The organism is Halobiforma lacisalsi AJ5, assembly GCF_000226975.2.
Lineage (GTDB): Archaea > Halobacteriota > Halobacteria > Halobacteriales > Natrialbaceae > Natronobacterium > Natronobacterium lacisalsi.
Map to the genome: position 1 here is coordinate 706315 of NZ_CP019285.1, position 18088 is coordinate 724402.

An 18088-nucleotide genomic window follows, 5' to 3' on the forward strand; every position below is an offset into this window, starting at 1 on the left:
CGGCTCGTCCCAGTCCGAACCGCTGAAATACCGCCCCGTCCTAACCGTGATCGTGTCGCAGCAGGTCCAGGACGTCGAAACGATATTCTGTCACGAGACGGGTGACGACTACCTCGTCGTCGTCAAACGGGACGGCGATCGACTCTTTCGGGCGCGGCTCGTCCTCTCGGAAACCTCGGCCGGCCCCCGTCCGGCCAAGTTCCGACTCAAGCAGGGCTCGAGCGAGGAGCCCCGCCAGCCCGACGAGTTCGTCGAACTCGCCCGCCGTGCGAAGCGCATCCGCATCTCCGAACAGACCTCCCCGGAGGCCCGCGCGGAACTCACGGAGATGCTCGCGGGGTACCAGCTCGAGGACAAGGCAAAGACCGTGCGGACCTGCCGGTACTGTGCCTCCTCGGGTCGGTACTCTCCGATCACGACCGACACCGCCGTCAAGGACGACAACGACTGGATCTGTCGGGACTGCGCCCGCCAGGAACTCGAGCGTCAGCTCACTTACAGCGGCGGCGGCGACGTCACCGGTGCTGCAAAGGAACGCCTCGAGGAACTCATGCTCGAGGTCCAGGACCTCGAACGGATCGTCAACCTCCTGAAGGGGCAACTCGATCCCGACCTGACGAAGTTCGACACGATCTCGGCGACGACCGACGAGGTCGACCCCGTCCGGACCGACTCGCTGAACCTGCACCCGGGCCTGCAGAACCTGCTCGAGGACCGGTTCGACACCCTGCTGCCGGTCCAGAGCCTCTCGGTCGAGAACGGGCTGTTCGACGGCGACGACCAGATGGTCGTCTCCGCGACGGCGACCGGGAAGACGCTGGTCGGCGAGATGGCCGGGATCAACCGCGTCCTAAACGGCAAGGGGAAGATGCTGTTTCTCGTCCCGCTGGTGGCACTGGCAAACCAGAAGTACGAGGACTTCACCGAGGAGTACGGCCACCTCGTGGACGTCTCGATCCGCGTCGGCGCGAGCCGGATCGCAGACGAGGGCGAGCAGTTCGACCCGAACGCCGACGTCATCGTCGGTACCTACGAGGGGATCGACCACGCCCTGCGGACGGGCAAGGACATGGGCGACATCGGCACCGTCGTCATCGACGAGGTCCACACCCTCAAGGAAGAGGAGCGGGGCCACCGGCTCGACGGCCTGATCTCGCGGCTCAAGTACACCTGCGAACAGCGGGCGAAACGCCGCGACGAGTACGGGGGCGCCCAGTGGGTCTACCTCTCGGCGACCGTCGGTAACCCCGAAGAGTTAGCGGGGAAACTCGAGGCGAAACTCATCGAGTTCGAGGAGCGGCCGGTGCCGATCGAGCGCCACGTCACCTTCGCCGACGGCCAGGAGAAGGTCCGGATCGAGAACAAGCTGGTCAGACGCGAGTTCGACAGCGAATCCTCCAAGGGGTATCGCGGCCAGACGATCATCTTCACGAACTCCCGCCGGCGGTGTCACGAGATCTCCCGCAAACTCGAGTACTCCTCCGCGCCGTACCACGCCGGGCTCGATTACAAGCGCCGCAAGAAGGTCGAGCGCCAGTTCGGCGACCAGGACCTGTCGGCGGTCGTGACCACCGCCGCGCTCGCTGCCGGGGTCGACTTCCCGGCCTCGCAGGTCGTCTTCGACTCGCTGGCGATGGGCATCGAGTGGCTCTCCGTCCAGGAGTTCTCCCAGATGCTCGGCCGCGCGGGTCGCCCCGACTACCACGACAAGGGGAAAGTGTACGTGCTGGTCGAACCCGACTGTGCGTACCACAACTCGATGGAGATGACCGAGGACGAGGTCGCGTTCAAACTCCTCAAAGGCGAGATGGAGCCGGTGATGACCGAGTACGACGAGTCGGCCGCCGTCGAGGAGACGCTGGCGAACGTCACGGTCGGCGGCAAGGCCGCGAAGGCGCTCAACGACCGGATGATCGGCCAGGTTCCGACGAAACACGCGATCGGCAAACTGCTCCAGTACGACTTCATCGACGGCTTCGAACCGACGCCGCTGGGACGAGTGGTGACGGAACACTTCCTCGACCCCGACGAGGCGTTCACCCTGCTGGACGGCATTCGGAAGGACGCCCACCCCTACGAACTCGTCGCGGACATCGAACTCCAGGACGCGGACCTCTAAACTGCCGGTCGCTAGACGTCAGCAGCCGGCAGCGTGAACGAGAACGTCGAACCCTCGCCCTGCTCCGAGTCGACCCAGATGTCGCCGCCGTGGCGCTCGAGGACGCGCCGACAGAGCGCCAGGCCGATTCCCGTCCCCTCGTACTCGTCGCGACCGTGGAGCCGGTCGAAGACGGTGAACACGCGCTCCTGTTCCTCCGGATCGATACCGATCCCGTCGTCGTGAACCGAAACGACCCACTCCTCGCGCCGCCGCGTCGCGTCGACGTGGATCCGCGGCGGGTCGTCGCCGCTGTAGGTGATCGCGTTGTCGAACAGGTTCTGGAGCACCTGGCGGAGCTGGCTCCTGTCCCCCTCGACGCGCGGGAGCGAGTCGACCGTGATCTCGGCGTCGGTCTCCTCGATCTGTAGCTGCAGGTCCGCGAGGACGTCCTCGAGCACGTCGTCCAGGTCGACGGGTTCGAGCGGCTCCCCTTGCGTTTCGACCCGCGAGTACTCCAGGAGGCCGTCGATCATCTCGCGCATGCGGTCGGCCCCGTCGACCGCGAACTCGAGGAACTCCTCGCCGTCGCCCTCGAGGTCGTCGCCGTACCGGCCCTCGAGCAGTTGCAGGTAGCTCGAGACCATCCGAAGGGGCTCCTGCAGGTCGTGGGAGGCGGCGTAGGCGAACTGCTCGAGCCGTTCGTTCGACCGCTCGAGCGCCTCCTCGCGGTGTTTCCGTTCGATCTCGTAACTGACCCACCGACCCAGCAACTCGAGGAAGGTTCGTTCCGTGTCGGTGAACGGGCGGTCGCGGGGCCCGGTGTCGCCGACCCACAGCGTCCCGTACGGGCGATCGCCGTCGGTGATCTTCGTCCCGAGATAGCAGGTCAGCCCGTAGTTCCGGTAGATCGGGTCGTTCTCCCACTCGGTTCCGCGGACGTCCGTCATCCCGACCGGTTCGTCTGCGCTGATCGCCTTCCGGCAGTAACACCCCTCGTTCGGGTCGGTCCACAGTTCGTCGTCCGGGCCGCCCCAGCCGTTCCCGACCGTGTACTCGTTGTGGAACCGGTCGTCCCACGACGGCAGGTTCGTCACCCCCGCCGCCTCGAGGCCCATCCACTCTCGCGCGAGATCGAGCAACCGCTCGAGTTTCGACTCGAACTCGAGGTCCGGATCGGAGGTGATCCGGTAGCTCTCGCGCAGGAAGCGTTCGCGCCGCTGGAGTTCGACCTTCGTGTCGGTCTGGTCCCGGAGCGAGCCCATCAGTCGGTCGACCTCGCGGGTCGACTTCTCGGGGCCGAAGAACTCCCCGGGTGGCGTGTAGTAGACGTTGTAGCTGACCCGATCATCCTGGACGAGGATCGGATGGGTGCTGATGACATCGCGGATGACGTCCGCGGGGAACCGGTTCCGGTCGTACTGACAGAGCGCGATGCCGTCCACGTCGTCGAAGAGGTAGTTGGCCTTGGCCTCGCACTCGACGAGTTCCTCGCCTGCGGGATCCTCGCGGAGGACGCTGCTCATCTCGCCGGTCACTCGGAGCGCCTCGTACTCCTCGGTGGCCTCCGCGATGGCGGCATCGAGGAACTCGATCGTCTCGTCCGCACTGAAGGTGCCGTTCCGGAGGTACGTCTCGTCCCCGTCGTGGATCGACAACTGCCCGGACTCGAGGGCGACGTCGACGTCGATCCCGTCGGCCCGCATCGCAGCCTCGATCTCGGCCGCAGTGTGGTCGTGGGTGATGTACAGACACCGCTCGTCGCGCTCGAGCCCCTGCCGAACGAACGGCATCGCGGCCGCAAACTGCTCCGCCTCGGACTCGTGGATGAGCGCGAAGTGGTCGTTCGCGTGTTCGTGCTCGTGGTCCTCGAGGGGTTCTGCCGGTCCGCGAAACGACGGGCTGGCCCGGAGGGCCTCGAACCCCGTCTCGAGGGTGACCTCGTCCGCGTTCGCGTCGGCGTCCGCACTCGAGACGGCGGACGCGCCGGTCCGTTCGCTCACCGTTTCACCCGCGGCGTTCGGAGCATCGGCTCGAGTGTCGGCTCGAGTGGAGGGTAACGCGCGCTCGGGCAGGCGGCCGATGTGGAGGGTGAAACACGCTGCGGGTCGCTGCCCGCAGGGTCGATCGCTGTAATCGGGGTCCCGTTCATCATCCATCGAAGACGACTGAGCGGGAAAAATGCGTCGCGGGAAATGTCAACTTACCCATAATTATACCGGAGCAGGACGCCGTATCGACTGTACCACTCCTCCGGTAGCTTACGGAAAACGAAACCGTCGATGACCGTTGGCCGTCCCGGTCAGGGGACGAACGCGACCCCGAACAGCGACAGCAAGATGACCAGCAACGCGCCGGGGAATCCGCCGAGCGCGACGATCACCAGGGCGATCGGCGTGACGGCCACCGAGAGGCCGAAGACCGCCTGCGCGAGGAACAACACGATGAGGCCGACCACCGCGTTGACGATGAAGGGCCGGACGGTCTGGACGATCGTGGAGGCACCCAGAACCGCAGCGAGCACGAGGACCAGCAGGAGGATCTCGAGTCCTGTAACCATGGCCGACTCTAGCCATGCAACGAACAAAACCGTTCGGACCGGAACGAAACCCTTTATGACGTCGACCCGAAAGTGAGGGTACGGGATCGTGGGTTAGCCTGGTATACTTCGGGCCTTGGGTGCCCGTGACCCCGGTTCAAATCCGGGCGATCCCATATTGCTACCGCGAGCAAACGTGTGAGCGACGGCCATTGGAAAATTAGAAAACCCGGATCCCGGATTCGAGATAGCCGAAGTTCCGCGCTCCGCGCAGGTTCTCGGGCGTGGTTCAAAGCCGGGCGACCCCACTACTTTTGTGCCGAACGGACCCGTGACGCACAGTCGTCATATCGGCCGGGTTTTGAACCCTGGAAGTCACAGCGCTCGAGCCGTCGCTCCTGGCCCGTGGAGTGACACTCGAGGGCAGAAGTGGGGCCGCGAGTCGGTGTGTCGTCGACCCGCGGCGACACCAATGCAGCGGTTCGTTGGCAAGGTATGGGATTTGATCGGCGGGCGATGCTCCGACTGCACCGGATAGATTCGCTCGTTCGTAATAAGAACCCCGTACTAGGTGTCCACACGACCACCGAAATCCAATAGGAACCGGTAGATCGTACAACGAATATAAGGAATTAGTATGGAATGGACACCGACGAACCGAACCGATCAATCACCAGCCAGGCCACCGTCGAACGCCCTTCCCCGGCGATCAATCATCGTCCGGGTCTACCGGACCGGTCCCCTCCGACAGCTCCTCGAGCGTCGTGAACTCGGTACCACCACAGGACGCACAGCCGTCTCGAGTACCGATCGGTCGGATTCCGTCGGACCTGGAGAGAGCGGCGTACACCGATCCACAGTCGACACAGGCGGCCACGACTCGCGACTCGGAATCGTCGTCGGACATCGGTTCGACGTCGCCACGGTCGCCACCTAACGGCAGTGAGAGGAAGAACGGAGTAACAGCGGTGTTGTGACAGTAGTAACGACAGTCGTTCGAGACGATAGCTCCTCCGGACCCGAACGGGCGACGACTCGAGGGACGCCGGGCAGTGTAGTCGCTGCAAGCCGAACCGTTTCCGCCCGAGAGCGGCAAGCTTCCGGCGCATGTCGCCCTCCGCGATGCGACGGAAACTGAAACCCAAGCCGAAACGGTGGCTCGTCAACGGGATCGCGCTCACGATTCCGCTGGTCGCGACCCTGCTCGTGGTGCTGGTCGTCCTCGAGTTCGTCCTCGGAATCCTCTCGCCCGTCGTCGAGGGAATGATCCGGATCTCGCGAAGGCAGTACCAAAAGAGATTGGCCGTACATACATAATCCGGACTGTCCAACGAACCGACGTGGCCACGTGAAAGACAGACAGGGAGAAACACGGCGTGTGTCTTCGCCGGAACGAACGTTCGACGTGGCCCGAACGCTTCGTTCGCCTTTCTGCGGCCGTCTCAGGCGTCACCTCCACGTTCGACCGCGTACAGCGGCGAAACCACCGGGAACGACGACCGACCGGGAACGGCGACACACACTCGAGCGACGCGACCACGGTCACCGCCGCCGGCGATCAGTTTCGCCCCGCTTTGCCCACATTTATACGCCGTGGCGACCGTAACACAGTGCAATGGCGCAAGCGGGAAATTCCGAACTCGTCGACTCCTTCGAGCAGTTCTTTCGCAACTACTACGACAACGAGATCAAACAGCTTGCGCAGCAGTACCCCAACGAGCAGCGCTCGCTGCACGTCGACTGGCAGGACCTCTACCGGTTCGATCCGGATCTCGCCGACGACTTTCTCGCCCAGCCTGAACAGCTCCAGCGCTACGCCGAGGAGGCCCTTCGGCTGTACGACCTCCCGATAGACGTCAGCCTCGGGCGAGCCCACGTCCGGATCCGGAACCTCCCCGACACCGAGTCCCCCGAGATCCGGGAGATCCGCTCGCGGGACATGAACTCGCTGGTCGAGGTCCGGGGCATCGTCCGGAAAGCGACCGACGTCCGTCCCAAGATCGAGGAGGCCGCCTTCGAGTGCCAGCTCTGTGGCACGCTGACGCGCGTTCCGCAGTCCAGCGGCGATTTCCAGGAACCCCACGAGTGCCAGGGGTGTGAACGCCAGGGACCGTTCCAGGTCAACTTCGACCAGTCGGAGTTCGTCGACTCCCAGAAGCTCCGGATTCAAGAGAGCCCCGAGGGCCTGCGCGGCGGCGAGACCCCGCAGTCGCTCGACGTCAACGTCGAGGACGACATCACCGGCGAGGTCACCCCCGGCGACCACGTCTCCGCGACCGGCGTCCTCCGCCTCGAGCAGCAGGGCGACGGGCAGGACAAGTCCCCGGTCTTCGACTTCTACATGGAGGGGATGTCCGTCGAGATCGAGGAAGAACAGTTCGAGGACATGAACATCACCGACGAGGACAAAAAGCGAATCTACGAGATCTCCAACCAGGAGGACGTCTACGAGCGGATGGTCGGCTCGATCGCACCTTCGATCTACGGCTACGAGCAGGAGAAACTCGCAATGGTCCTGCAACTGTTCTCGGGCGTGACGAAACAGTTGCCGGACGGATCGCGAATTCGGGGCGACCTGCATATGCTGTTGATCGGGGATCCGGGTACAGGAAAGTCTCAAATGATCGGATATATACAAAATATCGCACCTCGGTCCGTCTACACCTCCGGTAAGGGTTCGTCCTCGGCCGGTCTCACCGCCGCCGCCGTCCGCGACGACTTCGGCGATGGCCAGCAGTGGACGCTCGAGGCAGGGGCTTTGGTTCTCGCGGACCAGGGTATCGCGGCGGTCGACGAACTCGACAAGATGCGGTGTGTCACGGGGGATACATTAGTTCATACCAATAACGGAATCAGACCGGTTCGCGAACTCGCCTACGAAGCGATACGAGACGGTACAGTCGAGGAACTCGAGAACGGACGATCGATTCGGGACGTCGATATGGACGTCTGGACGATGACCGAAGACGGGACCATCGTCAGGCGCGACGTCCAGGCCATTCACGAGTACGATGCACCCGACGAACTCCTCGAGGTCACGCTAGAAAGTGGGGAACAGGTAACGACGACGGCCGACCACCCGTTCTTCGTCTTGGAGAACGGAAAGCGGGACGAACGCCAAGCACAGGAACTGAACGAAGGGGACTGGGTATTCGTTCCCAAGAACATCCCGTCGGAAGTGACAGACGGTGGCGTCAGCGTATTACCTTCGAACGGTACAGAAACAGGACCACGACAGTTGACCCCTTCACACGGCGCGGTTTTGGGATACATCGCCGGCGACGGAAACGTCTTCTACGACCGCGACGAGGGGTGCTACGGCTTCCGCTTTACGAACAAGGAAGAAGAACTGTTGACCGACTTTGAGGAGGCATGTGTCGACGCGTTCGAGACACAACCGGTTCGCCATCCGAGCGAACAACGAGACGACGGCGTTGGAACGGTCCGTGTACACGGGAAAGAGTACGTGGACGAACTCCTCGAGTCGAGGGCAAACCTCGAGAACTACGACGGAAAACGGCTTCCGGAGGAAGTGACCGACGCATCCCGAGAAACGAAGGCGGCATTCGTTCGTGCCCTTGCGGACTCAGAGGGGACCGTCGGCGAGCGCGCGGTCAAAATCTCCTCCTCGAGTTACGAATTGCTGCTCGGGACGAAAATGCTGCTACTCGAGTTCGGTATCTCGAGTCAGATACAGACGCGAACGAGGGACGGAAAACGCGACCAGTTCGTGCTCGCGATCACGTCCGACGAATCACTCGCCGCGTTCGACCGCTATATCGGATTCACTCTCGGCCGGAAGCAGCGTTCGTTAGAACGCGCCTGTGAACGGACGACGGGAACGAGATCCATCATAGATGTACTGCCGGACTGTGGTGAACTGTTCGAACAGGCTCGTGGTGCGCTCCGCCTACACCAATCCGAGTGCGGTCTCGAGAGCGATCCAACGTACTGCAACTTCGAAAACGGGGACGCAAACGCGTCACTTCGGCTTTCCAAAACGATCCTCGAAACGTTCGAAGATCGAAAACGGAAGGCAGGAGAACATCACGATGAACTCGCGACGGAGACGTCCTGGAGCCGGCTCTCCGAACTCCGCGAGCGCTACCACGTCTCGCAACGGGAACTGGCCGCAGAGATGGAGATTTCCCAGCAGCAACTCTCGGCTCGGTGGGGAGGCGATGCCGACCTCCGAGAACGGATCCGCAACCGACTTCGCGAACTCCTCGAGACGCCGGCGTCGGTCGATCTCGGCCCACTTCGAGAGCTAATCGAGAGCGACGTGAAGTGGCGTCGGGTGGAAACCGTCCGCCGAATCGACTCGCGAGATCACACCGACACCAGAGTTCGGGTTCTCGAACAGCGTCTCGCCGATGAACTCGGCACGGGAACCGTCGATCCGGCTCGAGAACGGGCACGTTCCCTGCTCGAAGACGACGAACCGGCCGAAACGTGGGATGAACTCCGAGAGCGGCTCGAGGCGTACGGTGTGTCGTTCCAGCAGGTTGCGTCGGAGATGGACGTCGCAGGATCGACCGTCTCGCGGTGGTTCTCCGAAACCGTCGACGTCGAAAACTTCGATACCGTTCGATCCGTCTGCGAGAAACTACTCGACGAGAAACGGCGTCGGATCTCGAACCTTCTCGAGGAGATCGAACGGCGGGATCGACCTCGAGTGTACGACCTCACAGTCGAGGGGACCCACAACTTCATCGCCAACGGCATGGTCGTCCACAACTCGGAGGACCGGAGTGCCATGCACGAAGCCCTCGAGCAGCAGAAGATTTCGGTCTCCAAAGCCGGGATCAACGCCACACTGAAGTCCCGCTGTTCGCTGCTGGGGGCGGCAAACCCCAAGTACGGCCGTTTCGACCAGTACGAACCCATCAGCGAGCAGATCGACCTCGAGCCGGCGCTCGTCTCACGGTTCGATCTGATCTTTACGGTCACCGACCAGCCCGACGAGGAGAAAGACCGCAACCTGGCGGAACACATCCTCACCACCAACTACGCGGGCGAATTGACCACCCAGCGCGAGCAGATGACCAACCTGGACGTCGATCAGGACGAGATCGAACAGATGACCGAGCAGGTCGACCCCGAAATCGACTCCGAACTCCTCCGGAAGTACATCGCCTACGCGAAACAGAACTGCCACCCGCGGATGACCGAGGCGGCCCGCGAGGCGATCCGGGACTTCTACGTCGACCTGCGCTCGAAGGGAACCGACGAGGACGCGGCGGTGCCCGTCACGGCCCGGAAACTCGAGGCCCTGGTCCGGCTCTCGGAGGCCAGCGCCCGCGTGCGACTCTCGGACACCGTCGAGCGGGCCGACGCCGAGCGGGTGATCGACATCGTCCACTCGTGTCTCCAGGACATCGGCGTCGACCCCGAGACCGGCGAGTTCGACGCCGACATCGTCGAGGCCGGCACCTCCAAGTCCCAGCGCGACCGGATCAAGAACATCAAACAGCTCATCGGCGACATCGAGGAGGAGTACGACGAGGGCGCGCCGGTCGACATCGTCTTAGAGCGGGCCGAAGAGATCGGCATGGATCAGTCCAAGGCCGAACACGAGATCGACAAGCTCAAACAGAAAGGCGAGGTCTACGAGCCGAGTACGGACAACCTGCGGACGACTTGATATTCGCTTTCTCATACGGTTTACTGTAGTCCGTTCCGGCGCAGCCGCGACCCGGACCGTGGCGGCGGTTGCGCCGATACATCGGGACAGGGATCCGTATCAGTCCGCGGGCAGTTCCCTGTGGCCGATGTCCCGTAACACGTCTACCGTCGACCGGATGGTCACCGGTGCGACGTCGCCAGCGTCGGCAGCGTCGGCCTGGGTGACCGAGGGCCACTCCTCGCGGTCACCGGCCGCTTTGTAGAGACAGGCCGCGGCGACGCCGCTCGGGTTGCGCCCGCCCACGCGACCGGCCTCGATCATGGCCGTCGCGTACTCGCGGGCGCGTTTCTCGACGTCGGTGTCGAGCTCGAGTTTCGTCGCATACCGCGGGAGGTATTCGGTGGGGTCGATCGGCCCCGTCGGTAGCCCCAGTTCGCGGTTCAACGCGTCGTAGGCCGCCCGGAGTTCGCTCCCGTCCGCGCGGGCGACGTCGACGATCTCGTCGACCGTTCTGGCGATCGACCGCGTCCGACACGTCGCGTAGATCGTCGCTGCAGCGAACCCCTCGAGAGACCGGCCCTGGAAGAGGTCGGCCGACTGGGCGGATTCGAAAAGCGCACACGCCTGTTCGCGGATGCAGTCCGGAAGGGAAAGGAGGGCGTTGACCCGTCGAATCTCTGCGAACCCATACACCTGGTTGCGCTCGGCTTTCGAGGAGATGCGCGCCCGGTTGTGCTCCCGCCGCAAGCGGGCGATCTGTCTGCGCTTTCGACCGGTGAGGCGGGCGTTGTAACTCGAGCTTGCGTTCGAACCGTAGCCGATCTCGGTCGAGAGACCGCGGTCGTGTCGGGACCGGGTCAGCGGCGCGCCGGTTCGTCGTCGGTCGATCTCCTCGTCGTCGAACGATCGCCACTCGGGACCGTGATCGATCGCGTCTTCGTCGACGACGAGACCGCACTGCTCGCAGACGATCTCGGCGTCACGGGTCCGTAGTACACCGTTGCACTCTGGGCACGTTGGAGTCGAATCGGGGTCAGCCATTGGAAATCCCCAGTATCGTTCAAACGTGGTTCCGTCCACCTATTTAATTTAATGGATTAGAATATATTAAGGTAAAAGAGGAAGAAATTATTCGTACGAGGTAGACCGAGATCCGATGGCGACGCTTATAGTCGCTACTGAAAGTCGAGGCGTCCTCGATCGTACGACCGCTGTACGATCGGTGAAGGAATCGTTTCAGTCGCTACTCTAGTACAATGACCATCGGAGCTGATACGCCACACGGTATTTTATGCGAGTTCCCGTGGTAGCCCGGGGGACGTGTCCCCCAGATGAACGATAGCGAGCCAGACGTTCCGGACGAACAGGGAAGCGCGAGCGGAAGTCGGTCGACGCCGCGAGCGCCCCACGTCGCAGCGATGACCTGGCGGGACGGGCTGTTCGCCCACTGGCCCGTCGACCCCGGCGACCTGCGCCCGCACGTGCCGGATCAGGTGACCCTCGAGACCCGGGACGGACGGGCCTGGGTGAGCGTGTTGCCGTTCGTACTCGCCGACGTCGGCCTCCGCGGATCGCCGTCGATCGTGCGGACCGCCTTCCCGGAACTCAACGTTCGGACCTACGTCCGGTACGGCGGCGACTCCGGCCTGTTCTTCTTCAGCATCGACGTGGGTGATTCGGTTATAGCGTCCCTGGTCCGACGGACGACGCGGTTACCGGTCAGGTACGCCCGGATGCGGATCGGGGCCGACGGGAACGAGGTGGCGTTCTCGAGTCGCCGCTCGCGGTATCGGACCGTGTCGGGCGCGGGCGAGGCCCGGTTCGACGCGACCTACGGGCCGACCGGGGAGACGTTCAGGGCCGACCACGGGACGCTCGAGTACTGGCTCACCGAGCGCCGACGGTTCTACGCACCGGAGCGGCAGGGCGTCCTGACGGGCGAGATCGCCCACGATCGGTGGCCGTTGCGGCCGGCGGAGGTGACGATCCACGAGAACACGCTGTTCGAGGCGAACGGATTACCGGAGCCAGAGGGGGAGCCGGTCTGTTACTTCTGTGGCGAACTCGAGATGACGGGGTCGATTCCGAGACGGTTGCAGGGCTGACCGTTCAGGGTCAGACGTCGTCGGTATCGATCAGGCCGAACGACGTTCCGTTGTCGTTCTCGAGCGCCTGCTCGTAGACGACGTGGGCGGCGGCGACGTCCTGGATGGCGAGACCGGTGGAGTCGAAGACGGTGACGCCGGTGTCGTCGCCGCGGGCCTCCTTCGCACCGACGACGAGTTCGCCGATCTCGGCGTAGATGTCCTCGTCGTCGAGGACCCCCTCGTGGTACGGGACGTTGATCTCGCCCGAGTGGGTACACTGCTCGTGGTCATCGATGACGATGCGGGCGGCGAGCAGCAGGTCGTCGGCGAGTTCGTGTTTGCCCTCGGCGTCGGCACCCATCGCGTTGATGTGGGTGTGCTCCGCGACGTCGTCGGGGCCGACGATGGGGTCCTCGACCGGCGTCACCGTCGAGAGAACGTCGCAGTGGCCGGCCTCCGAGATCGACCCGGCGCGGACGTCGAAGCGGTCGTCGAAGGTGTCGATGAAGGCCCGGGTACGCTCCTCGTCCTTGTCGGCGACGACGACTTCCTCGATCGGGCGGATCTCGCTGATCGCCTCGAGTTGGGTGTAGGACTGGACGCCGGCCCCGACGATCCCCATGGAGGTGGCGTCTTCGACGGCGAGGTAGTCAGTGGCGACGGCCGCGGCGGCGCCGGTGCGTTTCATCGTCAGCGCCGTGCCGTCGATGATCGCGAGGGGGACGGCCGTTTCGGGATCGGAGTAGATCATCGTCCCGAGGACGGTCGGCAGATCGTGCTTTTCGGGGTTGTCCGGGTGGACGTTGACCCACTTCAGGCCTGCGGCATCCCACTCGCCCGTATCGAGGTACGCGGGCATCGAGCGGAAGTCCCCGTTGTACTGGGGCAGATCGATGTAGGACTTGGCTGGCATCTGGGAGTCGCCGCGCTCGAACGCGCCGAAGGCCTCCTCCACCGCGTCGATTACGGCGGCCATTCGGGCATTCTCGTCGACGTCGTCGCTGTCCAAAAGGAGCGTGTTCATATCGGCGAGTATTGCGGGCGGGTACTTAAGTCGTACTGACCGTCGCCGGCACGGACCTGTGACGGCACCGATATCGCGGCGGGAGAGATCGGGATCCGGGAGCCGATCGCGAACCGAGAAGGCGTGCCGGCGCTGGGGCCGACGCCGGCAACGGAAGGGCCGTCGCAATCGATCGTCGGAGTCGACGCGAACGGTACGTCGGTAGTCGAAAGGAAAAGTGGATTCGTAAGGACGGAAACGACGGTCGTCTGCAGATTAGTGGTACGGCGTGGCCGGACGGCTTACATCATGCCGCCCATGCCGCCGCCCATACCGCCCATGCCGCCCATGCCGCCGCCGGGGCCGCCGGGCATCTCCTCGTCGTCGTCGTTGTCCTCGACGGCGAGGTCGCCAGCGGCGATGACGTCGTCGATGCGCAGCAGCATGACAGCGGCTTCGGTGGCCGACTCGATGGCCTGAGTCTTCACGCGCAGGGGCTCGTAGACGCCTTCCTCGGCCATGTCGATCGTGTCGCCGGTGTAGGCGTCCAGGCCGGCGGACTCGTTGCCACCGTCGTGGTCGGCGCGCAGCTCGACCAGCGAGTCGATGGGGTCCAGCCCGGCGTTCTCGGCCAGCGTACGCGGGATGACCTCGAGCGCGTCCGCGAAGGCTTCGACGGCCAGCTGTTCGCGGCCGCCGACGGAGTCGGCGTAGTCACGCAGGGAAAGCGAGAGGTCGACCTCGGGGGCGCCGCCGCCCGCGAGGACCTTGCCGTCCTCGAGGGTCGTTCGCACCACACCGAGGGAGTCCTCGATGGCGCGGTCGACCTCGTCGATGACGTGTTCGGTGCCACCGCGCAGGATCAGGGTGACGGCCTTGGCGTCCTCGACGTCCTCGACGAAGATGCGCTGGTCGCCGGCGATCTCCTTCTGGGCGACACTGCCCGCGAAGCCGAGGTCCTCCTCGGCGAGGTCAGCGGCCGTGGAGACGGGCGTCGCGCCGGTCGAGCGGGCCAGCTGGCTCTGGTCGCTGGACTTGACGCGGCGGACCGCGATGATGCCCTCCTGGGCGAGGTAGTGCTGGGCCATGTCGTCGATGCCGCCATCGACGAAGACGACGTCGGCACCGGCGTCGGCGATCTCATCGACCATTTCCTGGAGCTGCTGTTCCTCCTGCTCGAGGAACTGCTCGAGCTGGTCGGGGTCGGTGACGTTGACCTCGGCGTCGATCTCGGTCTCCTTGACCTCGAGGTCGCCGTCGATGATCGCAACCGAGGCGTCCTCGACGAAGTACGGCATGTTCTCGGAGACGCGCTCCTTGTCGACGATGACGCCCTCGACGAGTTCGGACTCGTCGATGGAGCCGCCGACGACCTTCTCGACGCTGATGTTGTCGGTGTCGACCTCACCGTCGTCGGCGACGGTGCTGACGGCCTCGACGACGAGGTTCGAGAGGAGGTCGCGAGCGCTCTCGGCGCCTTTGCCCGTCATCGCCGTGGCGGCGATCTGCTCGAGGATCTCCTCGTCGTCCTCGTCGACGTCGACCGCGATCTCTTCGAGGGCCTCGGTGGCCTCCTCGGCGGCCTGGCGGTACCCCTGGGCGAGGGTGGTCGCGTGGATGTCCTGCTCTAAGAGGTCCTCGGCCTGGCTGAGGAGTTCGCCGGCGATGACGACGGCGCTCGTGGTCCCGTCGCCGACTTCGTCCTCCTGGGTCTCGGCGACTTCGACGATCATGTCGGCCGCCGGGTGGTCGATCTCCATTTCCGAGAGGAGCGTGACGCCGTCGTTCGTGACGATGACGTTGCCCGTCGAGTCGACGAGCATCTTGTCCATCCCCTTCGGACCGAGGGTGGTCCGTACGGATTCGGCCACGGCTTTCCCGGCCTGAATGTTCATCGATTGCGCGTCCTTGCCGGAAGTCCGCTGACTGTCCTCCGAGAGAACGATAAGGGGCTGGTTGCCCATCTGCTGTTGTGCCATAGTCGTCCGAAGGATTGATTGCTATTCTATATAAATCTTTTGGAGATGCGAACACCAAACCGCCGGACGGGGGCGGGAAAGTGTGTGACCGAGAAACATGGCAGGTCGTTTATTTCCGACCCGACGCGTCGAGTCGGGATCGAAGCGCTCGAAGGGGAGAGAAGGTCGCTCGGTTCAGGAAAAACGAAGCGGCAGACGACCGGGACCGGATCGGCGCCGTCACGGCTCGAGTCGGCGCAACCGCGTCGTCAGGACTGGCCACCGGGGAACCGGTGGTACTCCATCCCCTGGTGTTTCATCTCGTTGTGTCGCTCCTCGAGGAACGAGTAGACCGCACCGTGGGGAGCCCCGTCGAGAAGCATCTCGGCGGCGGTACGGACGGCGTCGACCTCCTCGGGCGCGCCGATGATGCCGAGCGTCGAGCCGTAGATGACGACCGAGGCACCGGTGAGTTCCTCCATCAGTTCGCGGGTACGGCCACCTTCGCCGATGAGCCGGCCCTTGTGTCGCTGGAGGTCGTTCTTGTTGCGGGCGGCCGCGTCGATGTCGACGACGTCGAACATCATCATCTCGTTCTCGAGCAGGCGCAGTGCCTCCTCGGGAGCGAAGCCGCGACCGATCGCACGGACGATCTCCGGACCCTTGAGGCCGAGAACCGGGTCGCCGACGGTTTCGACCGCGACGGAGCCGTTCTCGGAATCGATGTCGAGACGAACTTCGGCTTCGGACTCGATTTCCCGCATCGTCTCGCCGCCTTCGCCGATGAGAACGCCGATTCGGTCCTGCGGAATCTTCACGTGCTGCATATATCCTCCGTAGTGGCTCGGCGAGTTTAAGCGCTTGGTCCCGTCCCTCGACGATCGAAACCCGCTGGCTACTCGAGTACCGACCGGAACCGGATCGACTCCGAGAGGGTGTCGAGGATCGCGACGGTTCGATCGTCGTCCGCCGTCGTCGGGAAGTGTGCGCCGGGGTTGACGACCGTCGTGCGGCCGTCATCGCGCAGTTCGGCGACGTGGTGGTGACCGTAGCAGACGACGTCGTACTCCTCCGCGGCGGCGACGGCCTCTACCTCGGCTTTCGACTCGCCGTGCAGCGCCGCGATCGAGAGGCCGTCGAACTCGAGGTCGGCGAACCGGCCGTGGAGTTCGCTCTCGCCACCCAGCGAATCGAACGCAGCCTGCAGGTTACGCGCGTCGCCGTCGTTGTTCCCGAGGACCCCGTGGAGTTCGAACTCGTCGAAATAGGGCGGGATCAGCGGCGCGACGAAGTCCCCGCAGTGGACGACGATTTCGACGCCCTCCTCGGCGAAGATTTCGGTCGCGCGTTCGGTAGCCTCGACGTTGTCGTGGGTGTCGGACACGATACCGATGTTCATACGCAAAGAGGTGCCGGCGAACCACTAAGGAGTTCGGGGGGGCCGTCGAACCAGCTATCCGAGTATCGACGGAACGCCGGCCCGCTCGAGCGCCCGGCGACGCTCGGCGTCCGTCAGCCGGTACGGCTCGAGTTCGGTCGCCAGTTCATCCAACTTCCCTCGGCGGCGCTGGTGGGCCGCGAGGAAGTCGGTGATCCGCTCGATCGCGATCGCCTTGAGTTCGCCGCTGAGCAGGTCGCCCGCACGATACCGCTCGGCGATCCGCTCGAGGTCGTCGTCCGGTTCGAAGCAGTACCGGAGGTACTGGAAGAGGACGTCGACCGACGGGTCGCCGCCCTTCTCGCGGTGTTCCTCGAGGGTCGCCCGACCGCCAGTGTAGGCGTGATCCCGGATCGTCTCGGCGACGGTCTCGGGATCGTCGGCGAGGCCGATCGACGGCGCGTCCCCGGAGGAGCTCATCTTGCCCGGCCCCTCGAGGCTCGGGAGGAACCGTCCGAGCAGCGCCCCTGGCTTCTCGACGGGCAGCGACTCCTTGGCGGCGACGTCGCGACAGACCCGGACGTGGGGGTCCTGGTCGATGGCGACGGGGACGAGCGTCGGCTGGCGGCCCGCGACGAGTTGCGGCAGGAGGAGATGCGCCGCCTGCACTGCGGGGTAGAACTGCAGTCCGACCGTCCCCTGCTGGCCGTAGACCGCCTCGACGGTGGCCGGCGTGAGGTACTCCGCGAGACGGACTGCGAGCGGATAGATCAGGTCGGCGTCGGCGGTGTCGACGACGATCCGCGTCCGCTCGGGATCGAAGCCGACGGCGAGGATGTCACGGAGGTTGTCGCGCGTGTGCTCGCCGATAGCCTCGAACGACCCCTCCTTCGCGAGGAACTTCTCGTCGTCCGAGAGCGGAACGTAGACCGTCGCGCCCGTCTCCCGCTGGAGGTGCTTCGCGAGGTACAGCGGCAGGACGTGCCCGAGGTGCATCGGTCCCGACGGACCGCGGCCGGTAACGATCGCGTGCGGGTCGCCGGATTCGGCAGCCTCGAGGTAGCGGTCGACGTCCCGGCCCGCGTAGAAGAACCCGCGGCGGATCGCGGGGTGATCCGGGAACCGCTCGACCCGATCGGCGGTCAGCGGTTCGGCCCCGAACCGCTCGAGGAGTTTCTCGTAGTCGATCGTTCCCTCGACGGCGTAGGGCGTGACGGTGAACGCCTGCTCGTCGGCGGGGTTCGCGGTCGGGTCGGTCGGCGTTTCGCGAGCGGTACGATCGGAATCCGTGTCGTCGTGATCGGTGTCGTCGGAGTCGGACATTCGTCTGGAGCGTCGGTCGACAGTCTGGGAGCGATCCGGAACCGGGAGAACACGGAGGGAGCGCCCGCCCGACGGC

General features: G+C 64.5%; 13 protein-coding genes and 1 tRNA gene. 5 read left to right on the forward strand and 9 right to left on the reverse strand.

Annotation, left to right across the window (positions count from 1 at the left end; all coding sequences use genetic code 11):
• The first annotated feature begins 52 nt into the window (after positions 1 to 52).
• Entirely contained in the window at positions 53 to 2119 is a 2067-nt protein-coding gene (locus CHINAEXTREME_RS03325) for a DEAD/DEAH box helicase (RefSeq protein ID WP_007141046.1), read from the forward strand.
• A gap of 11 nt (positions 2120 to 2130) precedes the next feature.
• Here the strand turns inward: CHINAEXTREME_RS03325 and CHINAEXTREME_RS03330 are convergent, their stop codons facing one another.
• Together CHINAEXTREME_RS03330 and CHINAEXTREME_RS03335 are read right to left on the reverse strand one after the other, a co-directional pair.
• On the reverse strand, positions 2131 to 4101 hold the full coding sequence (locus CHINAEXTREME_RS03330) for an MEDS domain-containing protein (protein WP_007141047.1): 1971 nt from the start codon (positions 4099 to 4101) through the stop codon (positions 2131 to 2133).
• Between the two features lie 299 nt (positions 4102 to 4400).
• Positions 4401 to 4658, reverse strand: coding sequence for a pro-sigmaK processing inhibitor BofA family protein (locus CHINAEXTREME_RS03335; protein WP_007141048.1), 258 nt, complete (start codon positions 4656 to 4658; stop codon positions 4401 to 4403).
• A gap of 82 nt (positions 4659 to 4740) precedes the next feature.
• On the opposite strand from CHINAEXTREME_RS03335, the gene CHINAEXTREME_RS03340 reads away from it, so the two are divergent.
• Positions 4741 to 4813: transfer RNA gene (locus CHINAEXTREME_RS03340), tRNA-Pro, on the forward strand.
• A gap of 533 nt (positions 4814 to 5346) precedes the next feature.
• On the opposite strand, the gene CHINAEXTREME_RS03345 is transcribed toward CHINAEXTREME_RS03340, so the two are convergent.
• On the reverse strand, positions 5347 to 5544 hold the full coding sequence (locus tag CHINAEXTREME_RS03345) for a hypothetical protein (RefSeq protein WP_007141049.1): 198 nt from the start codon (positions 5542 to 5544) through the stop codon (positions 5347 to 5349).
• A gap of 200 nt (positions 5545 to 5744) precedes the next feature.
• Between CHINAEXTREME_RS03345 and CHINAEXTREME_RS03350 the strand changes: the two genes are divergently transcribed.
• Together CHINAEXTREME_RS03350 and CHINAEXTREME_RS03355 are read left to right on the forward strand one after the other, a co-directional pair.
• Positions 5745 to 5954, forward strand: coding sequence for a hypothetical protein (locus CHINAEXTREME_RS03350; RefSeq protein ID WP_007141050.1), 210 nt, complete (start codon positions 5745 to 5747; stop codon positions 5952 to 5954).
• Between the two features lie 298 nt (positions 5955 to 6252).
• On the forward strand, positions 6253 to 10281 hold the full coding sequence (locus CHINAEXTREME_RS03355) for an LAGLIDADG family homing endonuclease (protein WP_007141051.1): 4029 nt from the start codon (positions 6253 to 6255) through the stop codon (positions 10279 to 10281).
• Between the two features lie 99 nt (positions 10282 to 10380).
• On the opposite strand, the gene CHINAEXTREME_RS03360 is transcribed toward CHINAEXTREME_RS03355, so the two are convergent.
• Positions 10381 to 11304, reverse strand: coding sequence for a transcription initiation factor IIB (locus CHINAEXTREME_RS03360; protein WP_007141052.1), 924 nt, complete (start codon positions 11302 to 11304; stop codon positions 10381 to 10383).
• A gap of 290 nt (positions 11305 to 11594) precedes the next feature.
• Here CHINAEXTREME_RS03360 and CHINAEXTREME_RS03365 point away from each other — a divergent pair, with 290 nt between their 5' ends.
• Positions 11595 to 12368 carry a YqjF family protein gene (locus tag CHINAEXTREME_RS03365; RefSeq protein ID WP_007141053.1) on the forward strand — a complete coding sequence of 258 codons (774 nt, stop codon included), beginning with the start codon at positions 11595 to 11597 and terminating at the stop codon, positions 12366 to 12368.
• A 10-nt stretch (positions 12369 to 12378) separates the two neighbouring features.
• Here the strand turns inward: CHINAEXTREME_RS03365 and CHINAEXTREME_RS03370 are convergent, their stop codons facing one another.
• The 5 genes from CHINAEXTREME_RS03370 to CHINAEXTREME_RS03390 all read right to left on the reverse strand — a co-directional run bounded on the left by CHINAEXTREME_RS03370 (position 12379) and on the right by CHINAEXTREME_RS03390 (position 18012).
• Positions 12379 to 13374, reverse strand: coding sequence for an alanine dehydrogenase (locus CHINAEXTREME_RS03370; protein ID WP_007141054.1), 996 nt, complete (start codon positions 13372 to 13374; stop codon positions 12379 to 12381).
• 281 nt (positions 13375 to 13655) lie between these two features.
• Complete coding sequence (gene thsA, locus CHINAEXTREME_RS03375) at positions 13656 to 15317, reverse strand: thermosome subunit alpha (RefSeq protein WP_007141055.1); 1662 nt, start codon at positions 15315 to 15317, stop codon at positions 13656 to 13658.
• A gap of 263 nt (positions 15318 to 15580) precedes the next feature.
• Complete coding sequence (locus tag CHINAEXTREME_RS03380; RefSeq protein WP_007141056.1) at positions 15581 to 16138, reverse strand: KH domain-containing protein; 558 nt, start codon at positions 16136 to 16138, stop codon at positions 15581 to 15583.
• 68 nt (positions 16139 to 16206) lie between these two features.
• Positions 16207 to 16710, reverse strand: a complete 504-nt coding sequence (locus CHINAEXTREME_RS03385) for a YfcE family phosphodiesterase (RefSeq protein WP_007141057.1) — start codon at positions 16708 to 16710, stop codon at positions 16207 to 16209.
• A gap of 54 nt (positions 16711 to 16764) precedes the next feature.
• Positions 16765 to 18012, reverse strand: coding sequence for a tryptophan--tRNA ligase (locus tag CHINAEXTREME_RS03390; protein ID WP_007141058.1), 1248 nt, complete (start codon positions 18010 to 18012; stop codon positions 16765 to 16767).
• Between the last annotated feature and the right edge of the window lie 76 nt (positions 18013 to 18088).